General features: G+C 58.0%; 11 protein-coding genes and 2 pseudogenes. 2 read left to right on the top strand and 11 right to left on the bottom strand.

Going from position 1 to position 14,008, the window contains the following annotated elements; translation table 11 throughout:
* Positions 1-43: 43 nt before the first annotated feature.
* Positions 44-1,958: pseudogene (locus tag ACM62R_RS02775) on the bottom strand (RecQ family ATP-dependent DNA helicase); the annotation flags it as partial.
* A gap of 257 nt (positions 1,959-2,215) precedes the next feature.
* Between ACM62R_RS02775 and ACM62R_RS02770 the strand changes: the two are divergent.
* A pseudogene (locus ACM62R_RS02770) lies at positions 2,216-2,760 on the top strand (ATP-binding protein); the annotation flags it as partial.
* A 103-nt stretch (positions 2,761-2,863) separates the two neighbouring features.
* Here the strand turns inward: ACM62R_RS02770 and ACM62R_RS02765 are convergent.
* The 8 genes from ACM62R_RS02765 to ACM62R_RS02730 all read right to left on the bottom strand — a co-directional run bounded on the left by ACM62R_RS02765 (position 2,864) and on the right by ACM62R_RS02730 (position 11,011).
* The gene (locus ACM62R_RS02765; protein ID WP_415182546.1) at positions 2,864-3,649 is read right to left on the bottom strand and encodes an SDR family oxidoreductase; all 786 of its coding nucleotides are present in this window, start codon (positions 3,647-3,649) and stop codon (positions 2,864-2,866) included.
* Positions 3,650-4,930 (bottom strand): L-fuconate dehydratase, encoded by a 1,281-nt coding sequence (locus tag ACM62R_RS02760; RefSeq protein WP_415182545.1) that lies wholly within the window; start codon positions 4,928-4,930, stop codon positions 3,650-3,652.
* Positions 4,927-5,787 carry a fumarylacetoacetate hydrolase family protein gene (locus ACM62R_RS02755; RefSeq protein WP_415182544.1) on the bottom strand — a complete coding sequence of 287 codons (861 nt, stop codon included), beginning with the start codon at positions 5,785-5,787 and terminating at the stop codon, positions 4,927-4,929. The genes ACM62R_RS02760 and ACM62R_RS02755 overlap by 4 nt, the downstream gene beginning before the upstream one ends.
* A 66-nt stretch (positions 5,788-5,853) precedes the next feature.
* Positions 5,854-6,801, bottom strand: a complete 948-nt coding sequence (locus ACM62R_RS02750; protein ID WP_415182543.1) for an ABC transporter substrate-binding protein — start codon at positions 6,799-6,801, stop codon at positions 5,854-5,856.
* A 67-nt stretch (positions 6,802-6,868) separates the two neighbouring features.
* Positions 6,869-7,876, bottom strand: coding sequence for an ABC transporter permease (locus ACM62R_RS02745; protein ID WP_415182542.1), 1,008 nt, complete (start codon positions 7,874-7,876; stop codon positions 6,869-6,871).
* Positions 7,873-9,399 carry a sugar ABC transporter ATP-binding protein gene (locus tag ACM62R_RS02740; protein ID WP_415182541.1) on the bottom strand — a complete coding sequence of 509 codons (1,527 nt, stop codon included), beginning with the start codon at positions 9,397-9,399 and terminating at the stop codon, positions 7,873-7,875. The genes ACM62R_RS02745 and ACM62R_RS02740 overlap by 4 nt, the downstream gene beginning before the upstream one ends.
* Positions 9,396-10,268 carry an amidohydrolase family protein gene (locus ACM62R_RS02735; RefSeq protein WP_415182540.1) on the bottom strand — a complete coding sequence of 291 codons (873 nt, stop codon included), beginning with the start codon at positions 10,266-10,268 and terminating at the stop codon, positions 9,396-9,398. The genes ACM62R_RS02740 and ACM62R_RS02735 overlap by 4 nt, the downstream gene beginning before the upstream one ends.
* Positions 10,268-11,011 (bottom strand): SDR family oxidoreductase, encoded by a 744-nt coding sequence (locus ACM62R_RS02730; protein WP_415182539.1) that lies wholly within the window; start codon positions 11,009-11,011, stop codon positions 10,268-10,270. Before ACM62R_RS02730 ends, ACM62R_RS02735 begins: the two co-directional genes overlap by 1 nt.
* A 132-nt stretch (positions 11,012-11,143) precedes the next feature.
* On the opposite strand from ACM62R_RS02730, the gene ACM62R_RS02725 reads away from it, so the two are divergent.
* Positions 11,144-11,914 carry an IclR family transcriptional regulator gene (locus tag ACM62R_RS02725; protein WP_415182538.1) on the top strand — a complete coding sequence of 257 codons (771 nt, stop codon included), beginning with the start codon at positions 11,144-11,146 and terminating at the stop codon, positions 11,912-11,914.
* 42 nt (positions 11,915-11,956) lie between these two features.
* Here ACM62R_RS02725 and ACM62R_RS02720 read toward each other — a convergent pair whose 3' ends face one another.
* Together ACM62R_RS02720 and ACM62R_RS02715 are read right to left on the bottom strand one after the other, a co-directional pair.
* Positions 11,957-12,391 carry an RbsD/FucU family protein gene (locus ACM62R_RS02720; RefSeq protein WP_415182537.1) on the bottom strand — a complete coding sequence of 145 codons (435 nt, stop codon included), beginning with the start codon at positions 12,389-12,391 and terminating at the stop codon, positions 11,957-11,959.
* Positions 12,392-12,543: 152 nt separating this feature from the next.
* Entirely contained in the window at positions 12,544-13,710 is a 1,167-nt protein-coding gene (locus ACM62R_RS02715; protein WP_415182536.1) for an L-lactate dehydrogenase, read from the bottom strand.
* Positions 13,711-14,008 lie beyond the last annotated feature (298 nt).

Genomic DNA, 14,008 nt, shown 5'->3' with positions numbered 1-14,008 from the left:
CTGCCGAGAACAGTCAAGCTGCATAAGCTGCGGTATCAATGGTACGGTTACGCTTTTCCATCCGGCGCAGCGCTTTCAAGATCGCGCCAATCTCGTGCCGGGCCAGCCGCGAGCGGGCTGACAGGGAAAATTGCCGTTCCACATCCTCAGAGCTGAACAACAAGACGCAATTGGCGGGATCGCGATCCCTGCCTGCACGGCCTGCCTCTTGCAGGTAATTCTCCAGCGACCCCGGAATATCGCCATGCACCACCAGTCGGATATCCGGCTTGTCGATGCCCATTCCAAACGCGTTGGTCGCGGCAATCACCCACAACTGGCCGGTACGGAACGCCTCCTGCACATCGCGCTTGCGGTCGGGCGGAAGTCCGGCATGGAAGAAATCCGCCGCAAGCCCCTGCCCTTTCAGGAACTCCGCCACCTTTTCCGTCGCACTGCGTGTCGCACAATAGACCACGGCCCCCGAGGCGCCTTCGGCCGGCAGGTTCGCCTCAATTGCTGCCAGGATGTCGGTCAGCTTGGTCGCCTTTTGGGTGGGCAGCACCGCGAAAGACAGGTTCGTGCGGACCGCGCCGCCATCCAGCAGCATCAGCTCCACCTCTAGGCGGCTCTGGAAATGGTCACGGATGTCGCGCACCACCTCCGGCTTGGCGGTGGCGGTCAGGCACAACACTGGCGCTGGGTTGTCGCCTGAGAGTTCCTTGATGAACCTGCTGACGTAGCGGTAATCAGGCCGAAAATCGTGCCCCCATTTCGAGATGCAATGTGCCTCGTCCAGCACCCACAGCCCGACCTCGCGTTGTTGCAGAACGGTGCGGATCCCCGGTGAGCGCAACTGTTCAGGCGAGATCAGCAGCATTGCCGCATCGCCCATCCGGACCTTCTCCAGCGCGTCATGGCGTTCGGGCAGCGACAGCATGCCGTTCACCGTGACCGCCGCCGATATCCCGGCCCGCGCCAACCCCTGCACCTGATCGGCCATCAGCGCGACCAGCGGCGATATCACCACCGTCAGCGCCCCGGTCTTGTCGAACCGCGAAAGCGCGGGGATCTGGTAGCAGACCGATTTGCCTGTGCCTGTGGGCAGGATGCCCAGCACGGACTTACCCGCCATCGCCTCTGCCATGATGCGCTCCTGCAGGGGGCGGCCCATGTCATCTACCGGCTGAGAGCGGAAGGACGGAAAGCCGAACCAGCGCTCGAGTGCGGCGTTGGGGTTATTCTTTTCGGCGCACCAACCGCAGTCGGGGTCGCCGCAATTGGTGTCGCGCAGATGCCGCACGATCCGACCGGCCTGCGGGAACTGCAGCCGCACCCAGGGCGGCATGACCGAGTCCCCACCCGCCACCGAAATCCACGACAGCGCATAGGCCATCGGCCAGCCGTTGCGCGGATCAGTCAATCGGCCCAGCGTCTGCTCCAGCCGATGGTTGCAGGCGCACCCGTCAAGCAGACGACGGATGGCGGCATGGGCAACGGCCTCACCGGGCGCTGCGCCACGCAAGGATTGGAATAGCGCTTCGAACCCGGTCGCCGCTTCGTCCCGCGTCGTCAGATGGTGATAGGCCAACAGGGCATCCGGCGCCCCCTGCCCCAGCCCGGTGAAGGCCGTGATCTGATCGGCCAGCACCTGCAACGCCAGCCGCGCATCCTGTTTGGGGTCATTCACATGTCCGACCTGCAACCGCCCATCCTGATAATGCTTGACCAAGTGGTGGTAAGGATTGCGCGGAAAGGCCAATGGGTTCAGCCACAACGTGTCAATTGGTGCCGCCCCCCAACCCCGCCAGCCGCGCCCGATTGGCCACCAGATGCGGCAAATCATGGCGCAGGATGTTATGGCCCACCAAATGCGCGGCTCCGTCACAAAATGCCTCCAGCCGGTCAAGCGCAGCTTCAAGCGCGGCCCCTTTGTGAACCACGAATTGCTCATCCCGCACCGCCGCAAAAGCAAACAACCGCGCTGACTTGGGATCGACCTCCAGATCAAGCGAGACGCAGCGCGACAGGAAAAGGGCGGGGTCAAAGGTCAAACGTCAGTCATCCGAATTCCAAAGGCCAAGAGCGGCATCCAAGCCATTGATAACCCTATCGCGAGGATTCGAAAGCTGAAGATTTTGCCACAAGACTGCAAACCGTGAACTAGGGGTATTGCAAAAGTGACCGGGTAAAGTGCTGATCCAATCGACGGCCCCCGATATGGCTTGACCCAGTTTCTTCGGTCAACGAAGCCCTCGTGCGCCAGCTTCATCGTCGCGAGTTCATGGTTGCGGCCGAGAATGTTGTTTTGATCGGTGGACCAGAAACGGGGAAAAGCCAAACTGCGACCGCCAGCGGCAGCCAGGCCATTAGGCATCACCGCAAACGCGTGCGCTTATTCTTGACGGTCGAACCGGTCAATGCGCTGGATCAGGAAAAGGCCCATAACAAGGCTGGGGAAATAACAGAGATGTTGGTGAAAACTAATCTCTTGGTGTTGGGCGAATTGGGATACCTGCCGTTCAGCGTCTTTGGCGGTGCCATGCTGTTCCACCTTCTCGGAAAACTTTATGAACGCACCAGCGTCATCATCACCATAAATCTGAGATCCAGCAAATGGGCTTCGGTATTCGACGACGCAAAAATGAACGCCGCGTTACTCTATCGCCTCACCCATCTATACCAAATTTTGGAGACCGCAACGACAGCTACCGCTTCGAAGCAAGCTCCAAAACAGCGAAGAAGAAACGGAAGGAGACAACAGCATTGACCACATCATAACGCTGCAAACATATTGACTGGGCGGGTCAGCGCTCAGTGACAATTCACGGCTGAGGCTAAATAGCTTCGCAATCACAGCGCAAGTAGCAACATTTGGCGCCCATTACTGGCGTTCACCCAGCGCGCGATCCAGGTGGGTGTATCCGCCATCGACAAAAACCCATTGCCCGGTTGTGTGCGCCGCACGCTCGGACAACAAAAACACGGTTTGGTCGGCCAATTCGGCAGGACTGGTCATCCGGTGTTCCAGAGGGATTCGGCGCGTGATTTCAGCTAGCTGTGCCGCCGGGTCGTCAAAAGTCTGGATCCAGCGCGCGTAGAGCGGCGTCATGCTTTCTGCCGGTATGACAGCATTCACCCGCACGCCATCCTTGGCAAACGCCGCCGCCCATTCGCGGGTCAAGGCTAGTTGCGCGCCCTTGGCTGCGGCATAGGCCGAGGTGTTGCCTTGTCCCGTCACCGCTGTTTTTGACGAGATGTTGACGATTGCACCTTTACTGGCCCGCAGATGCGGCGCGCAGAGATGCGCCATCGTGTAATAATGCGTCAGGTTCCGTTCAATCGAGGCGCGAAACGCCTCTGGCCCGGCCTCCAGCCCAACGCTGTCATTGGCACCTGCGTTATTGACCAAGCCATCAATTCGACCAAACGCGGCCATGACCTGATCCACGGCGGCACGGCATTGCGCGTCATCGGTCAGCTCCGTCACAATCGCTATGGCCCGCGGGCTTTTGCCGGTCAGTTCCGCCATAAACCCCGCTTCCGGCGCGCGGCGGGTCAGCACCACCGGCACCGCCCCCTCCGCCGCGAGTGAAGCAGAGATGGCGGCGCCAATCCCTGACGCGCCGCCGGTGACAAGAACCACCTTATCCTTTAACCCCAGATCCATCTACCCGCGCCCCTTGAATTCATATTCCTTTAAGGATGCGGGCTTCATTTCAATGGAAAACCCGGGCAGGGTCGGTGGCATATAGGCGGCGTTCTGGATGTTGCAGGGGTCAATGAAATGCTCATGCAGGTGATCCACAAATTCAATCACGCGGCCTTCGCAGGTGCCTGCGATGCACAGATAGTCGATCATTGACATGTGCTGCACATATTCGCACAGGCCCACGCCCCCCGCATGAGGACAGACCTTGAGGTCATATTTCGCAGCCATCAGCATGACGGCCAGCACCTCATTCAAGCCCCCCATCCGGCAACTGTCGATCTGCACGATGTCAATCGCGCCGCGCATGATAAGCTGTTTGAAGATGATCCGGTTTTGGCACATCTCTCCGGTTGCCACCTGCACCGGCGCCACGGCCTCACGGATTTTGCGGTGACCCTCGATGTCATCCGGGCTTGTCGGTTCTTCGATGAACCATGGCTTCACAAAGGCCAATTGCTTGACCCAGTCAATGGCCTGATCGACCTCCCAAACCTGATTGGCGTCGATCATCAGGTTGACATCGGGGCCGCATTCATCGCGCGCGATGGTCAGGCGGCGAATGTCATCGTCCAGATCACGGCCAACTTTCATCTTGATATAGTTGAAGCCGGCATCCACCGCCTCGCGGCACAGACGGCGCAGCTTGGCGTCATCATAGCCCAGCCAACCGGCGGATGTTGTGTAGCAGGGATAGCCTTCGCGCTTGAGCGTGGCGATGCGCTCCGCCTTGCCGACGGCCTGTTTGGTCAGAAACTCCAGCGCCCATTCCGGCGTGATGCAATCGGTCAGATAGCGGAAATCAATGCAGCGGACCAATTCTTCTGGCGTCATTTCGGCCACCAATTGCCAGACCGGTTTGCCCGCCTCTTTGGCCCATAAGTCCCAAGCCGCATTAACCACAGCACCCGTCGCCAGATGGATCGCGCCCTTGTCCGGCCCGATCCAGCGCAACTGGCTGTCAGAGGTGATATGACGCCAGAACCGACCCATATCTGCAGCGATCCATTCGGTATCAAGGCCGACAATCAGCGGGCGCAGGGCCGCAATTGCCGCCGTGCAAATCTCATTCCCGCGCCCGATGGTAAAGGTCAGCCCGTGGCCTTGATGGCCGCCATCGGTTTCCAATATGACATAAGCGGCCGAATAATCGGGATCGGGGTTCATCGCATCCGAGCCGTCCAGCGATTTTGAGGTCGGGAAGCGAACGTCGATGGTCCGAAGGTTGGTGATTTTGCTCATTTCAGCGCCCCTAGAACATGCTGCGTTTGCTCGCCAAGCCGCTCAATCCCAAGGCGCATGACTTCGCCGCCTTTCAGATAGACCGGGGGTTTTTGTCCCAAACCCACGCCGGGAGGTGTACCGGTCGAGATAATATCCCCCGGTTGCAGTGACATGAACCGCGAGCAATAGGCAATCAGGAACGGCACCTTGTAGACCATCGTGGACGTCGAGCCGTTCTGATAACGCTTGCCATCGACATCGCACCACATTTTCAGATTGTCATAATCGCCCACCTCATCAGGGGTTACCAGCCAAGGGCCGGTCGGGCCGAAGGTATCGCAGCCCTTGCCCTTGTCCCATGTGCCCTGACGCTCAATCTGGAACTCGCGTTCAGAGATGTCATTGACAAGACAAAACCCGGCGACATGCGACATCGCGTCGGCCTCAGAGATATAAGCGCCGCCCTTGCCGATCACCACGCCCAGCTCCACCTCCCAATCGGTTTTCACCGAATTGCGGGGGATTTGGACGTTGTCATCGGGGCCGACGATTGCCGAAGTCCATTTGTTGAAAATTACCGGCTCCGGCGGGATGGTCGCGCCAGTTTCAGCCGCATGATCGGCGTAGTTCAAACCGATGCAGATGAATTTTCCGACCCCGGCCACGCAAGCGCCAAGACGCAGATCTTTTTGTGGCACACCTTTCACAAGCGGCAGTTTGCTGACGTCCAGCGCGGCAATCTGCGCCAGTTTCTCAGGTGCAAGGGCCGCACCCGCCAAATCCGGCATATGCGCGCTAAGATCGCGAACATTGCCATCATTGTCCAACAATCCGGGCTTTTCCTGCCCTACCGGGCCATAGCGCAAAAATTTCATCGGTGCCTCCTGCATCGTGTGACGGTTGGGGGTCTGGCCCAGGGGGCCAGACCCGTGTTTTCAGGCTTAGTCGTAAAGGACCGCTGCGATTTCCGGGGAATCGATGTTGGTCGCATCATAGTAGTAAAAGCCGGTGTCGATTTTCGCAGGCACCGCTTCTCCCTTCGCAGCCATGACGGCAGCTTTCACCGTCTCGTACCCAATGCCCACCGGGTTTTGGGTGATCGCGCCCGCCATCAGCCCTGAACGAATGGCGTCGGTCTGTGCCTTGCCACTGTCGTAACCGATGATGACGATCCCGGTTGCGCCGCTTTCTTTCACACCATTGACCACACCAATGGCAGAGCCCTCGTTGGTGCCAAACATCCCCTTCAGGTCTGGGTTGGCGGTCAGGATCGACTTGGCAATCTCGGTCGATTGCAGCTGGTCGCCCGCACCATACTGAACCGAGACAACTTCGATATTCGGATAGGCTTCGGCCATCCGGTTCAGGAAACCATCGCGACGATCAACGCCGGTGCTGCTGGTCTGGTCATGCGCGATTACGGCAACTTTGCCAGCGCCACCGATAAACTCTGCCATCTTGTCGGCAGCAAGGGCTGCGGCTGCTACGTTATCCGTGGCAGCGGTAGTCACCGGGATATCGCTGTCTACACCACTGTCGAAAGCCACGATGGGAATGCCCGCTTCCTGCGCTTTGCGCAGCAACGGGATGGCAGCCTGGCTGTCAAGTGCGGCAAAACCGATCGCGGCGGGATTTTTGGCAAGGGCTGCGGCCAGCATGTCGATCTGACGATCAACCTGCGCCTCGCTATCGGGCCCTTCAAATGTCACGTCGACATTGAATTCCACTGCGGCCTTGTCTGCGCCTGCCTTCACGGCCTGCCAAAACTGGTGCTGAAACCCTTTTGAGATCAGCGGGATATACATTTTATCCTGTGCCTGGGCGACGCTTGCGCCAAAGAGCAGGGCTGCGGCACTCAGGGTTCCCAAAAGGGTGCGTCTGTTCAACATCGTTATTCCTCCATTGGATGCAGTGTTGTGGTAGGGCAAAGGCGAATCCCGCCTGTGCTGGTTTTAATCACGCGGCCTTCTTGCGCCGGACCTGATCGGCATAAACCGCCAAGATGATGATGGCGCCGGTCACAACCGTCTGCCATTCCTGCGCCACAGAAAGGATACGCAGACCATTCGTCAGCACCGCCATAATCAGCGCGCCGATCAGTGTTCCCAGAATGGTGCCGCGACCACCCGAAAGCGATGTGCCGCCAATGACCACGGCTGCGATTGCCTCCAGCTCATACCCCAGCCCAAGTGCTGGCTGCGCAGAGTTGAGGCGGGAGGCGATCAGCAAGCCGCCAATCCCGACAATTGCACCCGATAGCGTGTAAATCGCGATTTTCCACCAATCCGTATTCACCCCGGAAAGGCGCACGGATTCCTCATTGCTGCCCAGCGCAAAGCAGTAGCGGCCAAGGACAGTGCGGCTTAGGATATAGGATGCGGCACCGGCTACCAAGAACAGGATCAGCACCCCATTCGGGATGGGCAGCGACGGGATGACAGCACCAATCACAGAGCCAAGCGAAATCTGGTCAAAGCCGGGCGTGTTGTTGAAATAGATCGGCCGCGTGCCGGAAATCACAAGGCTAAGCCCCTTGAGGATCAGCATCATGCCCAGCGTGGCAATGAATGGCGGGATTTTCATCTTGGCAACGAAAGTGCCGGAGCAAAGGCCACAGAATGCGCCCGTGCCAAGCGCGGTCAAAACCCCGAGAGGAAGCGGCAGGCCCAAATTGGTCAATACGGCCCCGGTCATTACCGCAGTAAAGGTCATCAACGTGCCGATTGAAAGGTCAATCCCGCCTGTGATGATAACCAGCGTGGTCGCCACTGCCAGCACGCCATTAACGGACGTCGCCTGCAAAATCGCGATGATATTCGTCGTTTGCATAAAATTCGGAGATGCCAGCGTAAACCCCAAAAGCAGGATCAACAAGCTGGCAAAGGCGAGCAGTTTTTGATGCGCCCCACTTGCCGCGAGCTTCGCAAATACGCCTTGCCGGGCGTCTGGATTGGCTGAAGTCATTGGACGGCTCCTTCTTTGCCCGACGTTTCACGCATGGTTTTTGTTGCCAAATTCATGATGCTCTCCTGTGTCGCCTCTGCGCGGTCAAGGATCCCCGTCAAGCGGCCTTCGCACATCACGGCGATCCGATGGCTTAGCCGCAGCACTTCGGGCAATTCCGACGAAATCACGATAATCGCGCGGCCCTGTTCAGCCAGATCGACCAGAAGATTGTAGATTTCCGCCTTGGCCCCAACGTCGATACCGCGTGTCGGCTCATCAAAGATCAAAACATCGCAATCGCGCAGCAACCATTTGGCGATGACCACCTTTTGCTGGTTGCCTCCCGACAAAAGCCGCACTTCTTGCCTGTCGGACGGTGTGCGAATGCCAAGCTGCTTGATATAACCCTGCGCCGTCTTGGCCATTGCGGCCTCATCCAAGACACCAAGGCGCGAGGAAAACTGCCCTAGATTTGTCATTGCCACATTGGCGCGCACGTCCATGCTGGTGGCCAGGCCGTAATGTTTGCGGTCCTCGGACAGATACCCGATTCCGGCGGCGACCGCATCAGACGGGCTTTTGATATTAACCTCTTGGCCATGCAAATAGATCGCCCCGCTGTCGCGCGGATCAGCGCCAAATATGGCACGGGCAACTTCGGTCCGCCCTGCGCCCATCAAACCGGCAAAGCCAAGAATTTCGCCCTTTTTCACCGTAAAGGACACGTTCTTGATGGCACGCCCGCGGTTTAGCCCTTTCACCTCCAGCGCAACCTCGGCGCGGCTGATATCAGGAAGTGCATGCACGCCATCCCCCAAGGAACGCCCGACCATCATCGAGATAATCTCACTTATCGGGGTATAGGTTGCATCCACCGTGCCAACGGTTTCGCCATCGCGCATCACCGTCACACGGTCAGCGATTTGTTTTAACTCATCCATTTTGTGGCTGATGTAGATGATGCCAACCCCTTCACTGCGCAGCTTGCGGATGATGGTGAAAAGGTCGGCAATCTCCACATCATTCAATGCTGCCGTCGGTTCATCCATCACCAGAATATGGCTGCGATAGCTTAGCGCCTTGGCGATCTCCACCATCTGCTGTTTGGCGATTGTCATCTGGTGGATCGGCGTGCGCGGGTCCAGTTTCAGGTTCATCTGCGCAAAAATCTCGGCGGTCTGGGCGTTTAGCGCAGCCTCATCCAAGCGTCCAAAGGCTTTGCGTGGCTCGCGCCCGATAAAGATATTTTGCGCCGCCGTCAGATCGTTCATCAAGCTCAATTCCTGATGGATGATCCCGACCCCGGCATTTTGTGCCGCCCGCGGGCCGTCAAAATCGACCGGTTTGCCATCGACTTCAACTGTGCCACCATCACGGCTGTAAACGCCCGAGAGGATCTTCATCAGGGTGGACTTGCCCGCGCCGTTTTCCCCCATCAACGCATGAACTTCGCCCGCCTGCAAATCGAACCGAACGTTCTTGAGCGCGTGAACACCGGGGAAGCGTTTCTCGATACCTTCCATGGAAACCAGGGTCTTCATGTCGTGACCTCCAATTCATAAAATCGGCGCGCTGTGCCCGCGTAAATCTGGGACAATCCGTCCGTGTCTACTTCGGCTAGCAGTTCCTCAGTCAAACGCCGCCAAGCATCATAGTCGGCGGCAAGATTCACAACGGGCCAATCGGACCCCCACATCAGTCGCGCTGGTCCAAACCAGTCCAACAGGTCTGCCACGATGGGCATCAGGTGTTCGCGCGCATTCGCTCGTTGCTCAGGCGCAAGCTCGGTCAACAGGCCGGAAAGTTTGCAACAGGCATTCGTACCTTGCGCCAATCGCCTCATTCCGTCACGCCATAATCCATGACGAGGGTCGGAAGCGCCTGCGCCAAGTGCAGGCTTTGCCGCGTGGTCGATGACAATCGGCAAATCCGGGTTCGCGGTGGCAAAGCGGTGCAATGCCTGCAAATGCTGTGGCAAAACCAGCGCGTCAAAGGTCAGTCGATACTCAACCAGTGCCGCGATCGCATCGGGCCGGGGCTGCGTCGTGATCCAGTCCACATTGGCAATATCCTGCAACATCGGGCGCACGCCCTTGAAACGAGGATCAGTGGCCAGCTCTGACAGGATTTTCGGCGCATCTTCGCCGCTAAGATCAACCCAACCAACCACCGCGGCGATATCCCTATGCCGCGTGGCGAGGTTCAGCAGAAAAACGCTTTCCGCGACCGTTGGCGCGGCCTGCACCACGACCCGCTTGGTGTTCTCACTGCGGCCATCGGCTGCCACAAGATCACCAAAACCGAAATCCCGCGCGATGGGCTTCAATGCAGGATTTTGCGGATCAAGCCAGCCGTAATCGCCCCGCGACAAAGTCCACAGGTGGCAATGCGCATCGACCTGACAGGACATCAGATCGTGACTCCCCCATCCACCAGGAATGCCTGCCCCGTGACAAAGCTGCTCGCGTCCGACAAAAGATAGATGATCATCGGCGTCAGATCATCAACGGTTGCAAGACGGCCCATTGGCTGGCGCGCGATAAAATCCTTTTCCGCCTGGACCGGGTCGGCGGCGCTGGCAATCCGGCCCCGCAAGGACGGGGTATCAACCGTTCCGGGGCACAGGGAATTGCACCGAATACCCTGCGCCACAAAATCCGCAGCAATGGATTTGGTCAGCCCAATGACAGCGGCCTTGGTGGTTCCGTAAGCCGCACGATTTGGGAAACCTTTGATCGAGGACGCCATCGACGCCATATTCAGGATCGGTGACGAGCCGGTTACCTTCGCCCGCTCAATCATGCCCGGCAAAAACGCGCGGCACATGCGCAGCATCGACGTGACGTTCACATTGACACTCAAGGCCCAGTCATCATCGGACACATCCAGTACGGTGCCGTTGTGAACAATCCCGGCGCAGTTGAACAACCCGTCGATGGGGCCAACCTGCGCCGCCAGATCAATGATCGCCTGCGCGTCACACACGTCCAAACGCTGTGTCAAGATTTCAGGATGTGCCGCGGTCAGGGAGGTGAGCGCCTCAACATTAACATCGGTTGCGATGACTTTTGCGCCGAGTGCCGCACAGGCCACGGCACTTGCGCGCCCCATTCCCTGCCCCGCAGCGGTGATAAGGATTGTTTTGCCCCGCATCGTCGATTCCTCCCAAAATCTTTCTATTCATATGTAAACTTATTATTCACATGCAGTCAAGCTTTTCTATCGGGGCTTGATTCCAACACGGATATCGTCCAACTCAAACGAAAAACGGCGTGCGGGGGTATTATGGAAACGGATAAGACAGAGCAGCGGTATCGCGCGCCCGCCCTTGATCGCGGACTTGATATCCTTGAGCTTCTCGCGATCCATCCCGGCGGATTGACGCGATCAGAAATCATGAAGGAAATGGGCAAAAGCCCCAGCGAGATTTACCGGATGCTGGAGCGTCTTGTCGCGCGCAACTACGTCAGCCGCTCGCTTGAGGGTGACCGCTACGCCTTGACAATGAAGCTTTTTCACCTTGCCGCCTCATACCCACCTCTGCGCCGCCTGGTGATGAACGCCCAACCCCTGATGGACGAATTTACAAGAGAAACCATGCAATCGGTCCATCTTGTCGTCGCAGATATGGGGCAAGCGCATGTCGTGGCCCAGGCCTCCAGCCGCTCTGCCTGGGAATTTCGGCTTCGGGTCGGGGCGATGCTTGATATGCTGCACACCAGTTCAGGCCAGACCTTCCTTGCCTTTCAAGACAAGGATAGCGTTGCACAAATATTGAAAGCTGCACCTGACGCGCCGGAAAGCCTATCTGCAGCGATGATGAAAGAGTTTGCAGTAATTCGGAAGAACGGCTACCGCCTCAGCGCAAGTCAGCAGCTTGTTGGCGTCACTGATATTTCCGCCCCAGTTCGCTCCGCGAACGGTGCCACGGTCGCGGTTCTCACCTGCCCATTCCTCCCACGGGTTGAAGCGCCCCCCGAAGACGCGCAGATTGTTGACCTCCAAGGCGCGCTTGATCTGTTGCTGAAAACGGCGGAACGCATTTCCAAGACATAAGCGAAAACGCCACTAAAAGGCATACCGGACAGCAACTTGGCCTTAAACCACGCCTTTACGGATGATGAAGTTTCCATAGTGCCGCGTCTCGGTTGTCTTGATAACCGCGAAGGCATTCGTGGCCGATGAATAAAAAGCAAAGCGTTCGATCAGAGTAATTTCAACGCCTTCCGCCCTGAATAACGGTGCTGCCAGTTGCACGACCTCCGGGATATCATCGGGCCGCCCAACGACTTGCATCCCCAAAACGGGCGGCTCTTCCGGGTTGAAGGTATCAATCGGAAAAACCGTAAGAATGGCGCTCACTGCCGCGATTGCATCAACCCCCATGATCAGGGGCGTATCAACGGCCAGCCCCTGCGCTGTCGATGACGCGGGGAAATTGCTGTCAACAATTGCAATTGCATCGCCATGCCCCATCGAGGCCAGAACATGCAGCAAATCGGGATGCAAAAGTGGGTGTATTCCTCGGAGCAAAGATAAGGTCCTTTAGTTGAGGATAAATGAAGCGGTCACAATAACAGGCCTACTCGCTCGCAGGTTCACGCTCAAGTAAGCAATTTTCGCCCAAGCGCTTTGGTGCGAAGGCCACCACGGCTGTGAATGGCCCGCTGATGGCGCGTCAGGTGTCAATCCACCCAGTCGCCCTCAAACCCCTTCGGGATCAGCAGGTTATGCCGCCCGAGGTTGTCAATTCCACGCTCTCCCACCAGCCCCATCGTGGTCAGCAGCTCTTTTTGGATCACCTCCAGCGCCTTTGTCACGCCCGCCTCGCCCATCGCGCCCAGACCATTGACATAAGCGCGCCCGATATAGGTGCCCCTGGCCCCCAAAGACAGCGCCTTCAACACGTCTTGCCCCGACCGGATACCGCTATCCATATGCACTTCGATCTGATCGCCCACCGCATCCAGTATGGCCGGTAGCGCCCGGATTGACGACAGCGCCCCGTCCAACTGCCGCCCGCCATGGTTGGACACGATGATCGCATCCGCCCCAACGGCCAGCGCCTTGCGGGCGTCGTCGGCATCCATGATGCCTTTCAAGATCACCTTGCCGCCCCACATTTCCTTGAACTTGGCAATCCGCGCCCAATCCAAGGACATATCAAACGCCTCTGCCGTCCATGTCGCAAGGTTCGTCGGGTCCGAAACCCCCTTGGCATGGCCCACGATATTGCCAAAGAACCGCCGCTTGGTTTGCAGCATCCCAAGGCCCCATTGCACCTTGGTCATCATATTGGCAATTGACGCGGGCGTCAGTTTCGGCGGCGTCGAAAGCCCGTTTTTCAGGTCCTTGTGCCGCTGCCCCAAGATCTGCAAATCCACGGTAATCACGATGGCCGAACATTTTGCCGCCCGCGCCCGTTCAAACAACCGTCGCATGAAATCATCATCCTTCAGGGTATAGACCTGAAACCAGAACGGTTTGGTCGTGTGTTCGGCCACATCCTCAATCGAGCAAATGCTCATGGTCGACAGCGTAAACGGCACGCCAAACTTTTCGGCCGCTTTTGCCGCCAAAATCTCTCCATCCGCGTGCTGCATCCCGGTCAAGCCAACGGGGGCCAGCGCGACCGGCATCGCCACCTTTTCGCCAATCATCCGGCCTTCGGTGCTACGCCCCGACATATCGACGGCAACCCTTTGGCGCAGTCGCAATTGCGCGAAATCAGATGAATTTTCCCGAAAGGTCTGTTCGGTATAGCTGCCGCTCTCTGCATAATCGTAAAACATCTTTGGCGTGCGGCGCTTGTGCAGGCGTTTCAGGTCATCAATGCAGGTGATCACGGGCATGGCAGTCTTCCCCTTTGGGTGATGCTTTTGCCTACCAACCCCGCACCGCCTGCGCAACTGCCTACGAAAAAGCGTGCGGCGCTAGTCATAATCAGCGCGCAGATTATGCCCAGCCTATCGTTGTTGGCTCTATCCGATAGCTTTACCCTCTTGATCGGCTCTGTTGCACAAATCGCGTGAGGGATTCATCTCGCGAATCCAGTGCGGTAGCTGGGCGGCATTAGCAGACCCACACCCCCGACCTTGTAAGCGGCGGTGCAAAAATAGACCACGGGAGCGGCGGGATGATCTCGCTGCG

The sequence above is a fragment of the Phaeovulum sp. genome, from assembly GCF_047638075.1.
Classification (GTDB): Bacteria; Pseudomonadota; Alphaproteobacteria; order Rhodobacterales; family Rhodobacteraceae; genus UBA6197.
Note: the sequence above shows the minus strand (reverse complement) of the source record. Positions and strands in the feature narration are given on the sequence as shown.